This window comes from Chryseobacterium sp. FR054, from assembly GCF_056844565.1.
The window spans coordinates 1,533,639-1,552,476 of record NZ_JBXDSA010000001.1; the positions used below are offsets into that span (position 1 = coordinate 1,533,639).

Genomic DNA, 18,838 nt, shown 5'->3' on the forward strand with positions numbered 1-18,838 from the left:
AAATCACAGATTTTTAAGAATCTTAGGTGAACTTCTGTGCGCAAAGAATTGAACCAAAAAATAACTTAAGTGTCAAAATCTTTGTGCCTATTGCGGTTAAAATAGCAGATCGGGCAGTTTTCTATTTGATGCATATATTGAAAGAGGTTGTCTCATTTTTGAAACAACCTCTTTTTTTATTTTATTTACCGATAACTTCTGTAATCGGATTTCCAACATTTCCGCTTGGGAACTGGATCTTCAGTAAAGAAGAAACGGTTGGAGCAATATCTGTCATGTTGTAGGCTTTATTGCTTTCACCATGCTGGATGCCCCATCCCATAAAGATCAGTGGGATATGGGAATCATAAGAGTTCCATACGCTGTGGGTTGTACCTGTTTTAGAATATGGTGGCAGCATAGAATCCTTTGAGATCAGCTGGATATCTCCGCTTCTCTGCCTGTTGATCCCGTTGATGATTCTCTGTTTAATCGGTTCCGGAATACTTGATTCCTGAACTTCTTCTACTGAAACCGCATATAAAACACTTGGGTCTTTCTGTATTTCTTTTATGGCAAAATCTCTTACATCATCCAGCTCAAGCTTGTTATCGTTCAGCAGTTTTCTGTCGAAATAAACCTGGTAATTGTCCACAGCATTAATCAGCTTATCCACACCGAATTTATCTTTCAGTTTCTGGTTGATATCTTTTTCCATCCCTTCTCCGAAGAAACCTGTCGGGATCTTATGTTCTTTCAGGAATCCTACTGAATGAGCCCCGCCGTGGTCGGCAGAAAGGAAAACAGTGTATTCGCCCTTCCCTACTTTTGAATCCAGATAGCTGAAGAACTGTGCCAGATCCTGGTCCAGTCTTAAATAAACGTCTTCCACTTCAATGGAATTCGGTCCGAATTTGTGGCCTGCATAATCCGTGGAAGCAAGGTTGACGGTAAGGAAATCCGTAATATTGTCAGCTCCCAGTTTTTCTCCCTCAATAGAAGCTTCAGCCAGCTTCAGTGTAAGAGTATTTCCGAATGGTGTATAACGGATATTATCTTTTTTGGTTTCATAGTCTTTGGCAAGATTGCTGTACGGGAAAACAGGTGTTTTTGAGCTACCCAGAAGCCCTTCCCAGGAAGAATTATCCGGCGAACTTTCCGTATACTGATTAATTGGGAGCAATGTATTCCAGCCGTTTGCCACCAATTTTGCAGGTAAATTCAGGGCATTGAAAGATTTCAGCCACTGAGGCAGATCATTCATATACCATGTGCTGGTGATAAAGTTCCCGGTGCTGTCGTCAAACCAGAAAGCACCGTTCGGAGTATGCCCCGCAGGCAGAATGGAAGCACGGTCTTTCAATGAAACCCCGATTACTTTTCCCTGGAAATTCGTTGCCAGTCTCAGTTCATCAGTTACTGTTGTAGACCAGAGGTTTTTCGGGGAATGACTTCCTGTTTTTATGTTGTCTGTTCCTACCGGCTTAACGCTGTCATCTGCAGTACAGTAGACCCCTTTCCCGGTCTCCTTATCTGTCCAGCCATTTCCTGCAATTCCGTGAATGGCCGGTACAGAACCTGTAAAGATACAGGTATGCCCTAATGCCGTAATGGTTGGCACATAATTGATATGAACATTGTTTAATGAATATCCGGTATTCAACAGTCTCTTGAAACCGTCATTTCCATATTTGCTGTAATAGCGGTAAAGATAGTCCCACCGCATCTGGTCTACCACCATTCCTACAACTAATCTGGGTCTTGGTACCTGAGAACTGTTCTTCTGAGCATTGATTGTAATTACGGACAAAAAAGCAACTGCCGCAACTGAAATTTTCCTAAACATCCGGTAAAAATTTTATTGAGCACAAATTTACGGGTTTTGAAAGTCTTGGAGTGTGAAATTTTATTTAAATTTGACATGATCACCGATTTAGAAGCTTTGGAAAGGACCATTCAATCAATAACCGTTACCTCATCAGACGAATTTCCCAGTCTTGATGATATTGCAGGTATCTCCCGGCAGATAAAGCTTAAGATTGTTTTTGAAAACCAATTTACATTTCTAATCTTTTAAGATCAATACTAAATTCAATAATTAACGAAAATCACACGCTCTATGGTTAAATTTAAATACGTCATCTTATACGTTGAAGACGTTGAGAAATCCATGAATTTCTATAAAGAAAGTTTTGAGACCGAAATCAAATTCATCACTCCTGAAAAAGATTACGGGGAATTGCTCACCGGGAATACTACACTTTCATTTGCTTCCGTTCACCTTGCCGGATCCAACATCAAAAAGGGATTTTTATCATCAAAAGCCTCAGAAAAGCCTTTCGGAATAGAACTGGGATTTGTAACCGATGATGTAGAATCCCTGGTAAAAAAAGCTGTCAGCAACGGTGCTGTTCTTTATGAAGATATTGCTGTAAAACCGTGGGGGCAGAAAACCGCTTACATCAAAGATCCTGACCATTACCTGGTAGAAATCTGTACAGAAGTTCAGTAACAGCAAAACCACCTACTATGAAAATAAAAAGACTGGAAAAACTCACCGGGAATCCTTCATCTGACTGGGGCCACAACGGTTATGCTACGGATAAGATCCTTTCCGTTTCGGCTATTGAATATGCAGGCTCTTTTGAATTTATTTTAAAAGAAAAAGCAATCAGCTATACCAAAACCTGGGAAACCCATTCCGAAGATACAGAAGAACTCAACAGAATTATTGAAAAAGGGCATTCTTTCGGAGCTTACGCGGATGAGGAGCTGATCGGCTGGATCATTGGCGAACACAGAACCTGGAACAACAGTTTTTATATTGAAAATATTCTGATCAGTGAAAAACACAGAAGATCCGGTGTAGGAGCAATGCTGATCAAAAATATTGTGAAAGAAGCCAGAACCCTCAGCTGCCGGATCATTGAACTTGAAACCCAGAACACCAATTATGCCGCTATCCAATTTTACAGAAGACTGGGCTTTGGTATTACGGGGTTTAATACGAGGCTGTATGAAAATACGGATGAGACGGCTGTTTTTATGACTCTTGATTTACAGTAAAGCATTTTCCGTAGCTGAAAAAGAACCGAAATGGTTGAAAACCGTTTGATAAATTCACAGATTTTTTAAATCACACACACGGGTATTAAATATTATTTGTATATTAGTAATCAACAAATTAAAATATTAATACTATGAAAAACCGAAAAAAATTAACAAGAAAACAGCTGGAATTTATTAAAGGCGGTGATAATCCGTATGCGCTTTGTGATATGAACGGTGAATGCCCGCCAACAGCAGGAAGTTATTATTGCAGTGATGGTGTATGTTACAGTTTTAATCCGGGCGGCAATCCTGGAGGAGGCGGTGGCGGTGGCGGTGGCGGCTGCAGTGAGCCACAGCGCTTATGCATGCCCTGGGAAACAGGTTGCGGATGCGTATATTAAGGAATAAAGTATTGTTAGATAAATACATGGGGCGGTTTTTACCGCTCTTTTTTGTTTATAACGATAAAAAATGCATCTTTGATAAAATAAAAACTATTTCATGAGAACTATTCATTCCTTACTTCAGTACAATCTATTAACATAACACTATGAGATATTTAGAGAAAATTCAGAGCCTTCTTCCCCTGGGTTATTTATATCTGATTGTGTTGGGTCTTCTAAAGGAAAGCGTAATGTTTTATCAGCTGGATATTAATATTCTGAAATATTCATCACTCACGGATATTCTGATCAGTCCTGTTGCGGATATGGTGACCAATCCTATTCTGATTCTGATGATTCTTCTGATGATCCTTCTTTTCTTTGGCTTTCAGGTTCTTATGATCAAAAACAGTCACAAAAACTGGGTTCAGAAAATACTGAAAACTTACAGAATCAATGTAGATCCGGAAAAAAAAGAACTTCGGAAAGCCATGATCCCTGTATTTGTGGCACTGGTAGCTCTGGAACTGCTGTCCTTATTTGTAGGGCTGGGTATTGGTGGCGGAAACCGTATCAAAAAAAGGCTGGATACGCAGAACCTGCATTATAATTACAAATTAACAACCGGCTCTGATACATCTGCTGAAATTTATATGATTGATATCAACAGCAGCTATTATTTTTACGTTAAAAAAGGAGAAAAGCAGATCAGGATAGCTCCGGTAGGAAGCATCACCAATCTGGAAGTTATTAAAAAGAATTAATATGAGAAATAAACCGACATCAGCGTACACCAATGAAGAACTCATCAGCAATGAAAAGAAAATAAAAGTTCTTACTATTATGCTTGCTTCCTCCATGATTGTTCTGCTGGCAACCTCTTTTGTTCTGATCCTGAAAAAGGGATTCAATCCGGTCATTATTATCCCGGTGAGCTTGCTTCCTTTACTGATCATAAATATCATCAATTTAAAAAACATTAAAAAAGAGAAAGAAAAACGGGGACTATCTTAGCTTATGAGCTGACCGACTCTGGTGCAACTGTATTGAAAAGCCTGATACGTATAGATTTCCTTATATTTTCACTTTAAGTTTTATTATTTTTACAGCCTAAAATCTAATTTTAACGATGAGTACCAGCAGGAAAGTTTTGGAAAAAATGTCAGACCGGGAACTGGAAAAATATATCCGGCCGGAAAGCAGATTTGCTCCGAAAGCGATCTCTTATGCTTACGAAATACTTAAAGCCAGAGGCAGACAGTTCAGTGAAGAAGAAACAATACGGATCAATTCCGTTATTTCCGGTAATAAAACGGGAGAAACGGAAGTTCATCCCTATTATAAAAAGGTTTCCGGTATTTTTTACCTGTGCGGTGCTTTGGGAATCGCCAGCATGATCTGGACCTATGAGCAGTTCAATACGCCAATGGGAATCTTTATCGGAGCCGCTGTTATTGCCTTTACATTTGGATTGGGATATTTGGCAGGAAAAGGAAGCGAGCTGGTTAAATATTTTATCATCATCAGTTTTGCTTTGGGATGCTTTGCTCTTCCTTCTATTTTTACCACTTTAAAAACAGATCCTGTCCTGGGAATGATTAATATTGTACAGACACTTCTCCAGATCTGGGCAATTGTATTATTACTGAAAATTCCAGCCCCTAAAAAATCATAAATCTGAAGAGTGCATTTCAGGATGAGAACTAACCAATAATAACAAAAAATATGGATAAACGGATTCAGGAAATCAAAGAGAAAATAGAAATCCCCGCCACAGAATTCATTACCGGCGGATTCAGACCGGAAAACAGCATAGAGGAATCCTGGATAGGGCGTGTCACCGCTTATGGAGAAGACGAAGAAATTCCTCTGGATCAAAACGGGGATCAGATGATGCCCCTCCTTCAGCTTTATCTTCCCAACCAACCTTTTATTCCTGAGCCTGTTAAAAACACAAAACTCCTCACGGTCTTCATGACCTACGACTTTCCTGAACCACTTGAAAAAATGGGTGCTAACTGGGTTATCCGTGAATATGAAAGTTTAAACGACTTCGTGACTAAAGATCTCAACAATCCTGAATCCTACCTGAACCCTTTTCCACTCCGCTCACAACTCATTCCCCAAGACGCTCCGTTATGGGACGGCGGCGGGCTTGAAGATCTTCCCGGTGGTATACAGCGGCAGATCATTAACCTTGAAAAGGAAGGCATCATCGGAAGTTATTTTGACATTATCCAGCACTGTTACAGTACAAAGCTGGGCGGCTACCCTTCTTTCTGCCAGCCGGGTATAGGAATTAAAGACGGTTTCGGAAAAGGGTTTGAATATGTGTTCCAGATTTCATCAGACGGAAAAGCAGGTCTTAATGTGATTGACAGCGGGAGCCTGATGTTTGCAAAGAACAGTAAAACCGGTGAATGGAGTCTGTATTATGATTTTTATTAATCCTCTCTACCAAATCTGTTATTTTTATCTTTAAAATCTTTAGCATTTCAGTAATAAATATCTATTCAGTATTGTTATTACTGTATGAGAACCATTTTTTTACTTCTATTTATCATCCTGTCCTCTACTACAATTCAGGCCCAGAACAGCAGTTCTGTAGCTTTTTTTGAAACCACAGATCATGTCAGAATCAGGTATAAGGTTTCCGGAAAGGGAGAAGCCTGTATCTATATTCCCGGAGGTCCCGGACAGGGATATAGTTCTTTTGAGTATTTGGGAGGAAGCAATCTTGAGAAAAATATGAAAATGATCTATATGGATCAGCGGGGTTCCGGAAGTTCCGCCCCCTCCGGGAATTACCACCTGAATGCTATGGTACAGGATATTGAAGAACTCAGACAACATCTGAAGCTTGATAAAATCTTTCTTCTGGCTCATTCTTTTGGAGGAATTATAGCCGTCAGCTATGCAAAAAAGTATCCGCAGCATCTCAAAGGGCTTATTCTGGCAAATATTACGCTTCATTTTCTGAACAGTGAATCGGTAAAAGAACAGATAGAATATGGAAACAGGCTCCTTCAAAAGAAAAATAAAATGATACCCGAAGACAGCCTTTCCTCTGAACTCTCAAAAATAAGCAGCCTTTTGAGAAAGAAAAAAATCGGATATAAATTCCTTACCGATGATGTGGAAACCATTAAGCAAATGGATAAAACAGATTCCCTTCATCCCCGGATCATAGACTTTGGAATGGCTGTAATCTCCCAGCCTAAAGAATACCCCGAATATTACGCTGATTATACACCCCTTACCCAAAAGATCACAGTTCCTGTACTGATAATTACCGGAAAAAATGATAAAGCTGTAGGAACCCGCCATTATAAAACTTTCCGGTTTCCTGACCAGAAAACGGTTTCTATAAACGGAGGTCATCTGCTGTATTATGAAAAGAACAAGGAATTTACCCAAACGGTATGGAATTTTGTCAACCAACAGAAATAAATTTCTTTTCGTTTTTTTCATAAATTTACCTGAGAAGCGGTTCGGATTTTCCCTGATTTTTAACTTTTATCTGAAAAATCCTTCCTTATAAAAAAACAAAAAATATGAAGACATTGATCTGGAAAGGAATACTCTATCAGTCCCTGGAATATTTTACCCTGCAGGAACACACAGAAAACTATATCGTTTCATCCAAAATCATAGGTAGTTATCTGGATAAAATCTACACGGCCGAATATACCATAAACACTGACAGAAACTGGAATATTCTGGAATTTTTCATGCAGTCTGAAGTAAATTCTACTAAAAATACACTGTCAGGGAAGAAACTGGGAAACAAATGGGAGATCAATCAGATTGAACGCCCAGAATTTGAAGGTATTCAGTATATAGATATTTCACTGACTCCTTTCACGAATGCCCTTCCCATAAACACCTTAAAATTACAGGAAAATAATTCACAGGAAATTCAGGTGATTTATATTGATGTTCTAAACAACGGATTCAGAACAGCCAGCCAACGATATACAAGAACAGCAAAGGAAAAATACCTTTATGAAAATATTCCTACAAATTTTGAAGCGGAAATAACGGTTGATGAATCAGGACTGGTGCTCGATTATCCACAGCTTTTTGAGAGGGTGAAAACGCTTTAATTCTTATCTTATTAAAAGAATATATTTGATTCGGCGCGGCCGGAGGCCGCGCCGAATCAAATATTATTATTCTATAAAAACCAATTATTATGGTTCTCCGTAATTATCTGATCTAAACATTCTTTAGTTTTGCTTCATACAAAGTGGTATAATGAATACAAAACTTAATATAATCATGTCAGTTCTAATATTCCTCGTTCTAAGTTGCAGTCAATATAAAGAAACAGGATCAGCAGACACGGAGAATCAAATTACACCGATTCAAGTCCGAAAAATCAATCCTTCTGAATTAAAAAAATATGCATCCGTAGAAACCATGCTGAAGGATGCGCATGATTTTACCATAGAACAAGGTACTCTAAAATTCATAAACAATGATGAAAATAATTTACACATCCAGATTTCAAAACCTATTATTGAGGGGGATTCAGAAAATATAATCGTTAGTACTGTTAAAAGAGATATTGTATATGTTGCATTCCAAGTTTTTGCCAATACCTCAACTAACAAAATTACAATTACATCAGTTCCGGTCGCCTTCAATAATCAGACAAAATATTACAATGAATACCAAAAGACAATTACAGTAACACGAAAGAAATCTGATCAGATTATGCAAAAGGAATTTGGGTCTGCAGATTATTCAATACTTTTCGCTGATCTAAATGGAATTCAGATTCCAAGTAATCATTTTGACAAATTAAAGTTTGAAAGTCTGGATCGGATCTATTCAGAATTGGCAGATTAACAATACAAAATCTTAATATCATTCAAAACAAAACAGACCGTTTCTCACCGAAACAGTCTGTTTTTATAGTTAAACCTCAGCATAAAGCCGGTTCATAAATTAGAATTTAAGATCTCCATTCACCTCTCTCACTGCATTAGCAGCTTCAGCGAATTTCAATTGCTCTTCAGCGGTAAGCGTTATGTTAACGATTTTTTCAACACCGTTAGCTCCGATGATGGCAGGAACCCCCAGACAAATATCGTTTTGACCGTATTCTCCTTCAAGCATTAAAGAACAAGGGATCATTTTCTTCTGATCGCAAGCGATAGCCTGAACCATTACAGAAACCGCTGCACCTGGCGCATACCATGCTGAAGTTCCTAATAATTTGGTAAGAGTTGCTCCTCCTACTTTAGTTTCTTCAATTACATATTTCTGTTTTTCATCGTCCAGGAATTCAGTTACAGGAACTCCGTTTCTTGTCGCTTTGCTTAATAGAGGAAGCATTCCCGTGTCGCTGTGTGCAGCGATTACCATACCGTCAACATCCGAAATAGGGGCTTCTAATGCTTCCGCCAATCTGTACTTGAATCTTGCAGAATCCAGTGCACCACCCATTCCGATGATCTTGTGCTTAGGAAGACCTGAAGTTTTGTGTACCAGATAAGCCATAGTATCCATTGGGTTAGAAACCACGATAATGATTACTTCCGGAGAATGTTTTACTAAATTTTCAGTAACTTCTTTCACGATACCTGCGTTGATACCGATAAGCTCTTCTCTTGTCATTCCCGGTTTTCTTGGAATACCTGAAGTAATTACGGCTACATGAGAACCTGCAGTTTTGCTGTAATCTCCTGTTGTTCCGGTAATTTTTGTATCGAATCCGTTAAGCGATGCCGTCTGCATCAAATCCATTGCTTTACCTTCAGCAAACCCTTCTTTAATGTCTACCAAAACTACTTCTGAACAGAAGTTTTTCATTGCGATGTATTCTGCACAGCTTGCTCCTACCGCGCCTGCACCTACTACAGTTACTTTCATATTGTATACTTTTTTTAAATTATTTTTTTTAGTTATGTTTAAAAATTGAAACTCCCAAATTTAACAATTCCTGAAAAAATGGGCAATTTTTCAGGAATTTAATTAGACTTCAATATCATTAATTCACGTTCAGTAAAAACGTATAGAGTTTTTTAGCTCCGGAAAGCACTTCACTGTAATTGTCTTCAGCCACTTCCGTATCGAGAACCTCTTTGAAATTCTTCCACATCGGCCCGGTATTTTCCTGATAGCATCCGAAAAAGTTGAAAGTAACTTCATCAAAGCCTTCCGTTTTGGAAAGCTGTTTTGCGATGACATTTCCTCCCAGTGTAGAACCTTCAATAACGTACATTGCTCCCAGTGCTTCGTGTTCATTATCAAAATTCAGATCGTGGATAGCCGTTTTATTTTCCAGGGAAAGGCTTTCAAGATCTTTTTCAATAAGAGGAAGTTTTTTTCTGTCGTTTAGCTGAAGTTTCTCCGAATACTTATCAGAAAGACTGCTGAATATTTTATCTTCACTGTGAAGAAGCATCAGATAATTGGAACTGATGATCTTTTTGTAATCTTCCAGAGTGAAGGTTTTATTAAAAATTTTTTCGGAATTGAAAAGTTTCTCCGCAGCATTATGGTATTCCGCTGTATGTTGTTTAAGATATTCTGATACCATCCATAAAGTTTTTAAGGTTTCTCAAATTTAAGGTTTTTTGAACGTTAAAATGAAAGAAGTCCCCTCTTTATTGCTTTCATAATCTATATTGCCTCCGATACGGTTCATAATGCGGTGTACAATGGAGAGTCCTACCCCATTCCCTTTGAATTTTTTGGCATTATCCATCCGGTTGAAAATCTTGAACATTTTGTGCTTTTCCTCTTCAGGAATTCCAATTCCGTTATCCGAAATACGGTAAATCACCGTTTCTCCGTCTTCCGTTCCTCCGATCTCCACTTTCGGATAATCTTTGTGGGAAGAATATTTTACCGCATTATTGATGATATTGAGAAACACCTGGTGAAGCATGGTTTTATCAGCAAGTACCTCAGGACATTCGTGAATGATGATTTCACTTTTCGGACTGTCAAAAGTAATCCTGGCATTCTCAGAGATCTTTTCTATCGTGCGGGCGGGCTGAAGACTTTCCAGCTGAATCTCACTGTGCTTGGCGCGGCTCAGCTGAAGGACATCATGCATCATCTCCGCCATATTGTCGATCTCTTCAATAATAGAGTTCAGCTTATTTTTATTCTTTTCTGTCTTTTCAAAATCAGAAAGCAGCATCTGTGCATTAAGCTTCATCACCGTTAAAGGAGTTCCCAGATCATGGGAGATCGTATAGGAGAAACTGTCCAGTTCTTCATTAACTTTTCTCAGCTGGTTATTCAGTTCCTTGATCGCGTTATACTGTTTGTGGGAAGTTTCAAGAATTACATCCCGTACCGCTTTTACTGCACTGATGCTTCTGGAATTCCATCTTCTTGAATTTCCTTTTATATTTTCTGTAAAAATCTGAAAAGAAGTCCTCGGCGAAACAATCTGTCTTTCTTCCCCGTTCTGAAGGAATATTTCTACATTTTTTCCGGGATTTCCTGCCCAGTTGATATGCTCGTCAAATTCTTTACGGAACCACATCAGCATTTCTTTTTTATTCCTTTCGATAAAATAAATAATAATACCGGCCGTATTTTCATTCAGGCCAAGATGGGTTCCATGGTCTTTCAGGAAGCTTCTGTTTACATACATACTTCCTTCCGTATTTTCCAATGCCCAGTCGATGATCTTTTCAATCGTACTGCGGTCAGGAACTGTTCCTGAAGTTACCGTATCCCCTTCCGAAGTAATGACAAGTCCGTCTGCATCCGGCAGCTTTTTGATTTTGTTTTTATTATCCGTGAGAGAATCAAACAGATGATTATGCTTTAAAAATTCCGCTTTCAGCTCCGATGATTTCTCATTGAGTTCCAGACGGTAATTCAGTTCATTTTTGGATTTAAATGATGAATAGGCATTGGACGCCAGTGCCGTAAAAATTCCGGCCTGAACACGGTCTTCAAGATCAATATGTTTAGGCTCCGAATTCTGGCAGGTAACCAGCCCCCAAAGATGGTCGTCAATAATAATGGAAACACTGAAACTTGAAGAAGTCCCTGAATTTTTAATATACTGCCCGTGAATGGGTGACATCCCTCTTGAAGCAACATATGTCAGATTGATGTGATCCTGTTTTTTGCTTAATAAAGGAACTGTTTCCGCATATACATTGCTGAAGATCCTTTTTCTTTTCTTTAAATACAATTCCCTTGCCTGTCTGGGGATATCAGATTCCGGATAATGAAGACCAAGATAGCTTTCCATATTTCCGGCTTTCCGCTCTGCAATAACCTTTCCGGAACCGTCCATCATAAATTTGTACACCATCATCCGGTCGTAGTTCACGATTTTTGAAAGCGTACTCAGCAGCTGATCCCAGAGCTCCTGTTCATTATCGATCACATAAAAGTTATCGTATTTGTTTGAGATCCGTTTATTCGGATTTTCCACCACCGCCTCAAACTCGAAAAAAACACTTTTCCCGGTTCTGAATACAGAGCAGTGATATTCTTTCTCACTGATGAATATTTTGTCAAAATGAGTCTCATTTTCTCTTCGCGTAAAGTCCTGAAATGAAATATAGATATCGGATTCTATAACAGGTCCGAAGGTTTCCGGAAAGTCACTAAGCTTTCTGTCAAAAAGCTGCTCTGCATTTTCGATCCTGAATATATCCGTAATATTTCCGCTGAAGAAAGTAATGGAATGAGATTCTGCATCAATGCCAATCAGATATCCAAAACTTTGTATATACCCAGGGATATGGATGGGTTCCTCATGACACTCTACAAAATTCATATATATTTTTGATCTATCAAATATAACGTTTTTTTTAAAGACATATTTATTTTGTGGTATCCAATCTCAACATGAGCGAAACCACACTGATTTCCACAGATAAAAACATTGATCTGCCTTAAAATCCTGTCCGTAACTCTTATTTTTTTAATACTTATAAAAGCATTTATCTAAAAAATACGGAAAATTCCACAGAATTCCAAGAAGTATGATTCATCACATGAATTTTACATTAACAAGTGAAATAATTGCGTTAATTAAACAAAATTTATTAAATTTATATCACCAAATAACCATTACAATTAAAAATAATTGAATTTTTTACCATATTCTTAATAAAAACTTCATTTAATTTCAAATAATATTACTATGAAAAAGTTCCCTTTCATTATCCTCACTCTGATTATTTTATCAGGAGCCTGGAGCAGCTACGATGCCTGCACCAGAGTTGTTTACAAAGGGCCCGGCAATACGGTCATTACTGCCCGTTCTATGGACTGGCGCGATGAAATTCCCGGTAATCTGTGGGTATTCCCGAAAGAAATCCGGCGCAGCGGTGAAGTTGGACCTCTGTCTTTACAATGGACCTCAAAATATGGAAGCATCATCAGTTCTTCCTGGGACATTACTTCCTCAGACGGTATGAACGAAAAAGGACTTGTAGCCAACCTGCTCTGGCTCGGAGAATCTCAATATCCGACATTTGATCCTAAAGGAAAACAGAAAGGTCTGGCCATTTCCCTCTGGGCACAATACTTCCTTGATAATTTTGCGACAGTAAAAGAAGCGGTAGCCCACATGAACACCAACCCCTTCATCATTGTCAGCGATTATATCCCCGGAACCGAACGGTTTGCAACCGTACACCTTTCTTTATCCGATGCTTCCGGAGATAATGCCGTCTTCGAATACATCAAAGGAAAACTGGTTGTACACCACGATTCTGAATATACAGTGATGACCAATTCTCCTGTTTTTGAGGAACAGCTCGCTCTAAACAAATACTGGCAGGGAATTCCGGGAACGGTAATGCTTCCGGGAACCAATCGGGCCGCAGACCGTTTCGTAAGAGCTTCTTACTACATCAATGCCATTCCGAAAACCAGTGATCCACGGACAGCCGTAGCCAGCGTATTCAGTGTCATCAGAAACTGTTCCGTTCCTTATGGCATCACTTCGGAAACAGAACCTAATATTTCCTCAACAAGATGGCGCTCCGTTTCCGATCAGAAAAACCTGGTCTATTATTTCGAAACGGTATTTACCCCTAACACATTCTGGGTAAACCTCAAAGATTTTGATCTCAGCTCAAAAGGAAAGGTTATGAAACTTGATCTGAGCAATTTCCAGACTTATAACGGAAAAGCCAATAAGGATTTTAAGGAATCCAAGCCTTTCAAATTCTTGGGACTTCAATAATATATTCATTTAAACACAAATACTATGACCTTTTTTTCACCCAAAAAAAGAAGCCTGGTGTTTTGTGCTCTATTGGCCGGACTATCAGCCGGCGCACAAATCCCGGACTCTCTGCAGACTGCCCCGCAGGAAGACAATGTAAAGTACCCGCAGCTGCAGATCAAAGGACTTTTCCAGGCCCGTTACCTGGTAGGAATGGCCAAAGATGTCGATGTCAACGGGCTGCATCATGCCGATGGATCGGGAACCAGCAACAATTTTATGCTGAAGTATATGAGGGTTCAGGTACGTGCCCAGATCAGTAAACGGACAGAAGTTGTAGCCCTTGCCAATCTTGCGGATTTTAAAAACGATCCCAAAAGCAGAGTACTTGAAAATGCCTATCTGAAGTATACTTTCAGTCCCAGGTTGGCATTCACTGTGGGACAGTTCAGACCCTGGTTCGGTATTGAAGAAACCTATCCTATTGACATCATCAAATCTTTAGACTGGTCCAATCAATACAGTGAGTTCGGAAAGCTGGGCTGGACGAGTTTCCAGATCGGGCTTTCTGCCACAGGACAGCTGAAGCTGGGTGAAATTCCCTTCCAATATGCAGTATCTGTTGTGAACGGAAACGGAAAAAACCAGATCAATGATAATGATAACGGCAAGCAATATTCTACGAGACTGGTTTTCGGGCTTTCAAAAAAATACAACTTCAATGTCGGACTGAACGGCGGTATCGGGGAAGTCTTCAGCCAGAAAGTATATGCTTTGGGGGTTGATCTGAGTTCTATGATCCAGTTTGATCCCAGATGGAGCCTTGATATGCAGCTTGAGGCCAAACAGGCTACCAATCATGTCCTGTACAACACCCTTGATCCTGAAACCAGACCCTCCAATCCGGATCAGTACCTCATCCGGGGGGCTTATTTTCTTCCGAATCTGAGGTATGAGATCAACCACAAAAATCTCAGTGCATTTGAGCTTTCCTGCCGGTACGAATACCTTGACACCAATTTCAGGATGAACTCAAATCCCAGACAGACGATCACTCCGATGGCCGGGCTGGAATTCCTGAAAAACTACGGAGCCAGAATCCAGCTCGGAGTACAGTTTGACCGTTACAAACATCAGGTGGACAACACCTCACAATACAACAACAATCTGTTCATTGTCCAGGTACAGAGTAGATTTTAACCATTTAAACATTCAATTATGAAAGAAATTAATATCAGAAATGTAGCGATAACGTTTGGTGTTGCGCTGGTGATATGGTTTATTCCTGTACCGGAAGGTGTCACCCGGGATGCATGGCATCTGTTTGCTATTTTTGCGGCAACGATTTTGGGGATTATTCTTAAAGCTGCCCCAATGGGAACCATGTGTATGATGGCTATTGCCTTTACCGCACTTACCCAGGTTGTAGCACCCGGGGATGCCGGAAAATCGATTACCAAAGCACTTTCCGGATTCGGAGATAAAGTGATCTGGCTGATCGGGATCTCCTTCTTTATTGCCAGAGGATTCATCAAAACCGGGCTGGGCAACAGAATAGCCTTCCTCTTCATCCGGATTTTCGGAAAAAGTTCACTGGGACTGGCATACGGACTGGGACTTGCAGACGTTTGTCTCGCTCCTGCCATTCCGAGTAATACCGCAAGAGGAGGCGGAATTATCTACCCGATCATGAAATCCATGGCCATCAGTTTTGATTCCGTTCCGGAAAAGCCGGAAACCCACAGAAAACTGGGTTCTTTTTTAACGCTGAACAGCTATTATATGAACCTCATCGCTTCTTCCATGTTTCTTACCGGAACAGCCAGTAACCCGATGTGTCAGAAATTTGCAGCCAATCTCGGCATCAATATTACCTGGATGTCATGGGCCGCAGCAGGATTCCTTCCCGGATTGGTCGCGTTCTTTGTCGTTCCGCTGGTTCTGTACAAATTATACCCGCCTGAGCTTAAAAAAACGGGTGACGCTCCCAAAATGGCCGCTCAGAAATTAAAGGAAATGGGCCCGATTTCCAGAAATGAATGGCTGATGCTACTGGCTTTCTTCATTCTCCTTGCCCTTTGGATATTTGGCGCATCCCTTTCTATTGATGCTACCACAACCGCGTTTATCGGACTTACTTTGCTGCTTCTTACTTCAGTACTGACCTGGGAAGACGTAAAAGGTGAAAAAGGGGCATGGGATACCATTGTTTGGTTCGCCGTTCTGGTGATGATGGCAAGTTCTTTGAATGAGTTAGGCTTCATCGGCTGGTTCAGTGACCTGATCAAGGTTAAAATCGGCGGATTAAGCTGGCAGGTTGCCTTTCCGGTGATCATTGTGGTGTATTTTTTCAGCCATTATATTTTTGCCAGTGCAACGGCCCACGTGGCAGCAATGTATGCCGCTTTATTGGGGGTAGGTGTCTCTCTGGGAATTCCGCCAATGCTTCTAGCCATGATGCTCGGTTTCATGGGATCCGTGTATGGGGTTCTTACCCATTACGGCCACGGTCCGGCTCCGGTATTCTTCGGAAGCGGTTATGTAGACCTCAAAGTATGGTGGCTCAGAGGCCTTGAAATAGGAATCGTTCTGCTTATCATTTACATGGCCGTAGGTGGTCTGTGGATGAAAGTTTTAGGATATTATTAATCATTAAATCAAAAATATGCTGTCAACATTGTTAAGAAAAATGCTGATGTGTCTTACAGGACTTTTCCTGTGTTTTTTCCTGCTGATTCATTTCCTTGGAAATCTTCAGCTCTTTCTTCCGGCTGAGCAGGCGCATCTGCAGTTCAATGCCTATTCACATTTTCTGTCAGGAAATATTCTGATCAAAATCGTTTCCTATGTTCTGTATGCCAGTATCATTCTGCACGCCGTGGATGGGCTGATCATTACTTTAAAAAATAAGAAATCCGGTGGAAATTACCGTTCTGAAAACCGAGGAAGAGCCAGTAAATGGTATTCGCGCAATATGGGAATTTTAGGAACTCTTGTTCTGATCTTTCTGGTGATTCATTTTCAGAATTTCTGGTATGTGTATAAATTCGGAAATACCCCGCTGGATGCCAACGGAAATAAAGACCTTTATCTCCTGGTGGTTACCGTTTTCAAAGAATGGTGGTATGTCATCATCTACGTTCTGTCGATGATTGCCCTCTGCTACCACCTTATTCACGGAATTTACAGTGCCACAAGGACACTCGGGTTGTATCATCCTAAGTTTGTCAGATGGTTTCATACGGCAGGAACGGTTTACTCGGTCATCATCTGTCTTGGATTTGCCCTGATGCCGGTATACGTATTTTTCACCGCTAATTAAAACAGACTCATTATGATTTTAAATTCAAAGATACCAGAGGGCCCGCTGGAACAGAAATGGGCTTATTATAAAAAGAAAGCAAAACTTGTAAACCCCGCCAACCGTAAGAAACTGGATGTGATTGTGGTGGGAACCGGGCTTGCCGGAAGTTCCGTGACGGCTTCTCTTGGTGAAATGGGATATAACGTAAAAGCATTCTGCTTTCAGGACAGCCCGAGAAGAGCCCACTCCGTAGCGGCACAGGGAGGCGTAAATGCTGCCAAAAACTATAAAAATGATGGCGACAGTGTTTACAGAATGTTCGTTGATACGTTAAAAGGCGGCGACTTCAGAGCGCGTGAAGCCAATGTTTACCGTATGGCGGAATGTTCTTTGAACCTCATCGACCAGGCCGTTGCACAGGGGGTTCCTTTCGGAAGGGAATATGGCGGCTATCTTAACAACCGTTCTTTCGGAGGGGTGCAGGTAAGCAGGACATTTTATGCGAGAGGACAAACCGGGCAGCAATTGCTCCTGGGAGCTTATCAGGCATTGATGAGACAGGTAGGCAAAGGAAGTGTTCAGCTCTATTCCAGACATGAAATGCTTGATTTAGTCGTTATTGACGGAAAAGCAAGAGGAATTATTGTACGGAATTTAGATACCGGGGAAATTGAGAGACACGCGGCCCATACTGTTATATTGGCAACAGGAGGCTATGGAAAGATTTATTATCTCTCTACTTTAGCGATGGGATGCAACGGTTCTGCGATCTGGAGAGCCCACAAAAAAGGGGCATTAATGGCTTCCCCAAGCTGGATTCAGGTTCATCCCACTTCCCTGCCGCAATCCGGTGACTATCAGTCCAAATTAACGCTGATGTCCGAATCTCTCCGTAACGACGGGAGAATCTGGGTTCCTTTAAACAAAGACGACAACAGAAAACCTAATGATATTCCGGAAGAGGAAAGAGATTATTATCTGGAACGCAGGTATCCCGCTTTCGGAAATCTGGCACCAAGAGATATTTCATCACGCGCCGCCAAAGAAAGGATTGATGCAGGCTTCGGAACAGGCCCTTTGAAAAATGCCGTTTATCTTGATTTTTCAAAAGCGATAAGAGAACAGGGAAAAGATAAGATCATGGAGAAGTATGGAAATTTATTCGATATGTATCTTAAAATTACCGGATATGATGCTTATACGGAACCGATGATGATCTCTCCTTCCGCACACTTTTCTATGGGTGGACTTTGGGTGGATTATGAGCTGATGACCACTATTCCCGGGCTTTTTGCACTCGGAGAAGCTAATTTTGCGGATCATGGGGCGAACAGACTGGGAGCAAATTCACTTTTACAGGCTTCTGTGGACGGCTATTTCATTGCTCCTTATACGATTGCCAATTATCTGGCTGATGAAATTCACACCGGAAAAATTTCTCCTGACGCACCGGAATTTGAAGCCGCCGAGCAGTCCGTTAAAAACCAGATCCGGGATTTTATGAAGATCAACGGAACCAAAACAGTTGACTATTTTCATAAAACATTGGGAAAACTGCTATACGACTATTGCGGGCTGGCCCGAAATGAATCAGGTCTGAAATACGCCATTGAAGAAATCAGAAAACTGAAACAGGAATTTTACAGGGATGTAAGGGTTTCCGGGCAGGGCGATACCATGAACAGTGAACTGGAAAAAGCCGGCCGTGTCGCTGATTATTTTGAAATCGGGGAACTGATGTGCTATGATGCTTTAACCCGCAACGAATCCTGCGGGGCCCACTTCCGGGAAGAATTCCAGACACCGGACGGAGAAGCTTTGAGAAATGACACTGAATATCAATTTATCTCTGCATGGGCCTGGACAGGGGAAAACAGCGAACCTGAACTGATTAAAGAACCGCTGGTTTTTGAAGAGATCCAGCCTACGGTAAGAAGCTACAAATAAAAAACA

At 40.6% G+C, this 18,838-nt stretch carries 19 protein-coding genes; 15 read left to right on the forward strand and 4 right to left on the reverse strand.

The annotated features are described in order from the left end of the window. Positions 1 to 181: 181 nt before the first annotated feature. The gene (pafA, locus tag AC106S_RS07020; RefSeq protein WP_482438367.1) at positions 182 to 1,825 is read right to left on the reverse strand and encodes an alkaline phosphatase PafA; all 1,644 of its coding nucleotides are present in this window, start codon (positions 1,823 to 1,825) and stop codon (positions 182 to 184) included. Positions 1,826 to 2,098: 273 nt separating this feature from the next. Here pafA and AC106S_RS07025 point away from each other — a divergent pair, with 273 nt between their 5' ends. From AC106S_RS07025 to AC106S_RS07070, 10 genes are all read left to right on the forward strand, one after another. After that, positions 2,099 to 2,491, forward strand: coding sequence for a VOC family protein (locus tag AC106S_RS07025; RefSeq protein ID WP_482438368.1), 393 nt, complete (start codon positions 2,099 to 2,101; stop codon positions 2,489 to 2,491). 17 nt (positions 2,492 to 2,508) lie between these two features. Beyond that, positions 2,509 to 3,045 carry a GNAT family N-acetyltransferase gene (locus tag AC106S_RS07030; RefSeq protein ID WP_482438369.1) on the forward strand — a complete coding sequence of 179 codons (537 nt, stop codon included), beginning with the start codon at positions 2,509 to 2,511 and terminating at the stop codon, positions 3,043 to 3,045. Between the two features lie 134 nt (positions 3,046 to 3,179). Beyond that, positions 3,180 to 3,431: a hypothetical protein gene (locus AC106S_RS07035; RefSeq protein ID WP_482438370.1), complete on the forward strand. Its 252-nt coding sequence runs from the start codon at positions 3,180 to 3,182 to the stop codon at positions 3,429 to 3,431. A 149-nt stretch (positions 3,432 to 3,580) separates the two neighbouring features. Continuing rightward, entirely contained in the window at positions 3,581 to 4,177 is a 597-nt protein-coding gene (locus tag AC106S_RS07040) for a hypothetical protein (RefSeq protein ID WP_482438371.1), read from the forward strand. A 1-nt stretch (position 4,178) separates the two neighbouring features. After that, positions 4,179 to 4,427, forward strand: a complete 249-nt coding sequence (locus tag AC106S_RS07045) for a redox-active disulfide protein 2 (RefSeq protein WP_482438372.1) — start codon at positions 4,179 to 4,181, stop codon at positions 4,425 to 4,427. A 115-nt stretch (positions 4,428 to 4,542) separates the two neighbouring features. Then, entirely contained in the window at positions 4,543 to 5,088 is a 546-nt protein-coding gene (locus tag AC106S_RS07050) for a hypothetical protein (RefSeq protein ID WP_482438373.1), read from the forward strand. 50 nt (positions 5,089 to 5,138) lie between these two features. Further along, on the forward strand, positions 5,139 to 5,861 hold the full coding sequence (locus AC106S_RS07055) for a YwqG family protein (RefSeq protein WP_482438374.1): 723 nt from the start codon (positions 5,139 to 5,141) through the stop codon (positions 5,859 to 5,861). Between the two features lie 84 nt (positions 5,862 to 5,945). Further along, a complete protein-coding gene (locus AC106S_RS07060) occupies positions 5,946 to 6,863 on the forward strand; it encodes an alpha/beta fold hydrolase (protein WP_482438375.1) in 918 nt (305 codons plus the stop codon). Positions 6,864 to 6,967: 104 nt separating this feature from the next. Then, positions 6,968 to 7,519, forward strand: a complete 552-nt coding sequence (locus AC106S_RS07065) for a putative glycolipid-binding domain-containing protein (protein ID WP_482438376.1) — start codon at positions 6,968 to 6,970, stop codon at positions 7,517 to 7,519. Positions 7,520 to 7,670: 151 nt separating this feature from the next. Beyond that, positions 7,671 to 8,267 carry a hypothetical protein gene (locus AC106S_RS07070; RefSeq protein WP_482438377.1) on the forward strand — a complete coding sequence of 199 codons (597 nt, stop codon included), beginning with the start codon at positions 7,671 to 7,673 and terminating at the stop codon, positions 8,265 to 8,267. A gap of 99 nt (positions 8,268 to 8,366) precedes the next feature. Here the strand turns inward: AC106S_RS07070 and AC106S_RS07075 are convergent, their stop codons facing one another. The 3 genes from AC106S_RS07075 to AC106S_RS07085 form a co-directional block, all read right to left on the reverse strand. Next, the gene (locus tag AC106S_RS07075) at positions 8,367 to 9,293 is read right to left on the reverse strand and encodes a malate dehydrogenase (RefSeq protein ID WP_482438378.1); all 927 of its coding nucleotides are present in this window, start codon (positions 9,291 to 9,293) and stop codon (positions 8,367 to 8,369) included. Between the two features lie 118 nt (positions 9,294 to 9,411). After that, on the reverse strand, positions 9,412 to 9,963 hold the full coding sequence (locus AC106S_RS07080; protein WP_482438379.1) for a biliverdin-producing heme oxygenase: 552 nt from the start codon (positions 9,961 to 9,963) through the stop codon (positions 9,412 to 9,414). 27 nt (positions 9,964 to 9,990) lie between these two features. After that, positions 9,991 to 12,180, reverse strand: a complete 2,190-nt coding sequence (locus AC106S_RS07085) for an ATP-binding protein (protein WP_482438380.1) — start codon at positions 12,178 to 12,180, stop codon at positions 9,991 to 9,993. A gap of 369 nt (positions 12,181 to 12,549) precedes the next feature. On the opposite strand from AC106S_RS07085, the gene AC106S_RS07090 reads away from it, so the two are divergent. Genes AC106S_RS07090 through AC106S_RS07110 form a run of 5 tightly spaced genes read left to right on the forward strand, consistent with a single transcriptional unit; the run spans position 12,550 to position 18,832 of the window. After that, positions 12,550 to 13,599 (forward strand): linear amide C-N hydrolase, encoded by a 1,050-nt coding sequence (locus tag AC106S_RS07090; RefSeq protein WP_482438381.1) that lies wholly within the window; start codon positions 12,550 to 12,552, stop codon positions 13,597 to 13,599. 24 nt (positions 13,600 to 13,623) lie between these two features. After that, a complete protein-coding gene (locus AC106S_RS07095; RefSeq protein WP_482438382.1) occupies positions 13,624 to 14,781 on the forward strand; it encodes a porin in 1,158 nt (385 codons plus the stop codon). 18 nt (positions 14,782 to 14,799) lie between these two features. Beyond that, positions 14,800 to 16,230, forward strand: coding sequence for an anion permease (locus AC106S_RS07100; protein WP_482438383.1), 1,431 nt, complete (start codon positions 14,800 to 14,802; stop codon positions 16,228 to 16,230). Positions 16,231 to 16,246: 16 nt separating this feature from the next. Then, entirely contained in the window at positions 16,247 to 16,903 is a 657-nt protein-coding gene (locus AC106S_RS07105) for a succinate dehydrogenase cytochrome b subunit (protein WP_482438384.1), read from the forward strand. A 12-nt stretch (positions 16,904 to 16,915) separates the two neighbouring features. Next, the gene (locus tag AC106S_RS07110) at positions 16,916 to 18,832 is read left to right on the forward strand and encodes a fumarate reductase/succinate dehydrogenase flavoprotein subunit (RefSeq protein ID WP_482438385.1); all 1,917 of its coding nucleotides are present in this window, start codon (positions 16,916 to 16,918) and stop codon (positions 18,830 to 18,832) included. The last annotated feature ends 6 nt before the right edge of the window (positions 18,833 to 18,838 follow it).

What these genes read in the sequence shown, in the direction of transcription:
- AC106S_RS07095 (WP_482438382.1), top strand. Translation starts at nt 13,624, where the DNA reads ATGACCTTTTTTTCACCCAAAAAAAGAAGCCTGGTGTTTTGTGCTCTA.
- AC106S_RS07075 (WP_482438378.1), bottom strand. Translation starts at nt 9,293, where the DNA reads ATGAAAGTAACTGTAGTAGGTGCAGGCGCGGTAGGAGCAAGCTGTGCA.
- AC106S_RS07105 (WP_482438384.1), top strand. Translation starts at nt 16,247, where the DNA reads ATGCTGTCAACATTGTTAAGAAAAATGCTGATGTGTCTTACAGGACTT.
- AC106S_RS07090 (WP_482438381.1), top strand. Translation starts at nt 12,550, where the DNA reads ATGAAAAAGTTCCCTTTCATTATCCTCACTCTGATTATTTTATCAGGA.
- AC106S_RS07030 (WP_482438369.1), top strand. Translation starts at nt 2,509, where the DNA reads ATGAAAATAAAAAGACTGGAAAAACTCACCGGGAATCCTTCATCTGAC.
- AC106S_RS07025 (WP_482438368.1), top strand. Translation starts at nt 2,099, where the DNA reads ATGGTTAAATTTAAATACGTCATCTTATACGTTGAAGACGTTGAGAAA.
- AC106S_RS07050 (WP_482438373.1), top strand. Translation starts at nt 4,543, where the DNA reads ATGAGTACCAGCAGGAAAGTTTTGGAAAAAATGTCAGACCGGGAACTG.
- AC106S_RS07040 (WP_482438371.1), top strand. Translation starts at nt 3,581, where the DNA reads ATGAGATATTTAGAGAAAATTCAGAGCCTTCTTCCCCTGGGTTATTTA.
- AC106S_RS07110 (WP_482438385.1), top strand. Translation starts at nt 16,916, where the DNA reads ATGATTTTAAATTCAAAGATACCAGAGGGCCCGCTGGAACAGAAATGG.
- AC106S_RS07085 (WP_482438380.1), bottom strand. Translation starts at nt 12,180, where the DNA reads ATGAATTTTGTAGAGTGTCATGAGGAACCCATCCATATCCCTGGGTAT.
- AC106S_RS07060 (WP_482438375.1), top strand. Translation starts at nt 5,946, where the DNA reads ATGAGAACCATTTTTTTACTTCTATTTATCATCCTGTCCTCTACTACA.
- AC106S_RS07045 (WP_482438372.1), top strand. Translation starts at nt 4,179, where the DNA reads ATGAGAAATAAACCGACATCAGCGTACACCAATGAAGAACTCATCAGC.
- AC106S_RS07065 (WP_482438376.1), top strand. Translation starts at nt 6,968, where the DNA reads ATGAAGACATTGATCTGGAAAGGAATACTCTATCAGTCCCTGGAATAT.
- AC106S_RS07100 (WP_482438383.1), top strand. Translation starts at nt 14,800, where the DNA reads ATGAAAGAAATTAATATCAGAAATGTAGCGATAACGTTTGGTGTTGCG.
- AC106S_RS07070 (WP_482438377.1), top strand. Translation starts at nt 7,671, where the DNA reads ATGAATACAAAACTTAATATAATCATGTCAGTTCTAATATTCCTCGTT.
- AC106S_RS07055 (WP_482438374.1), top strand. Translation starts at nt 5,139, where the DNA reads ATGGATAAACGGATTCAGGAAATCAAAGAGAAAATAGAAATCCCCGCC.
- pafA (WP_482438367.1), bottom strand. Translation starts at nt 1,825, where the DNA reads ATGTTTAGGAAAATTTCAGTTGCGGCAGTTGCTTTTTTGTCCGTAATT.
- AC106S_RS07080 (WP_482438379.1), bottom strand. Translation starts at nt 9,963, where the DNA reads ATGGTATCAGAATATCTTAAACAACATACAGCGGAATACCATAATGCT.
- AC106S_RS07035 (WP_482438370.1), top strand. Translation starts at nt 3,180, where the DNA reads ATGAAAAACCGAAAAAAATTAACAAGAAAACAGCTGGAATTTATTAAA.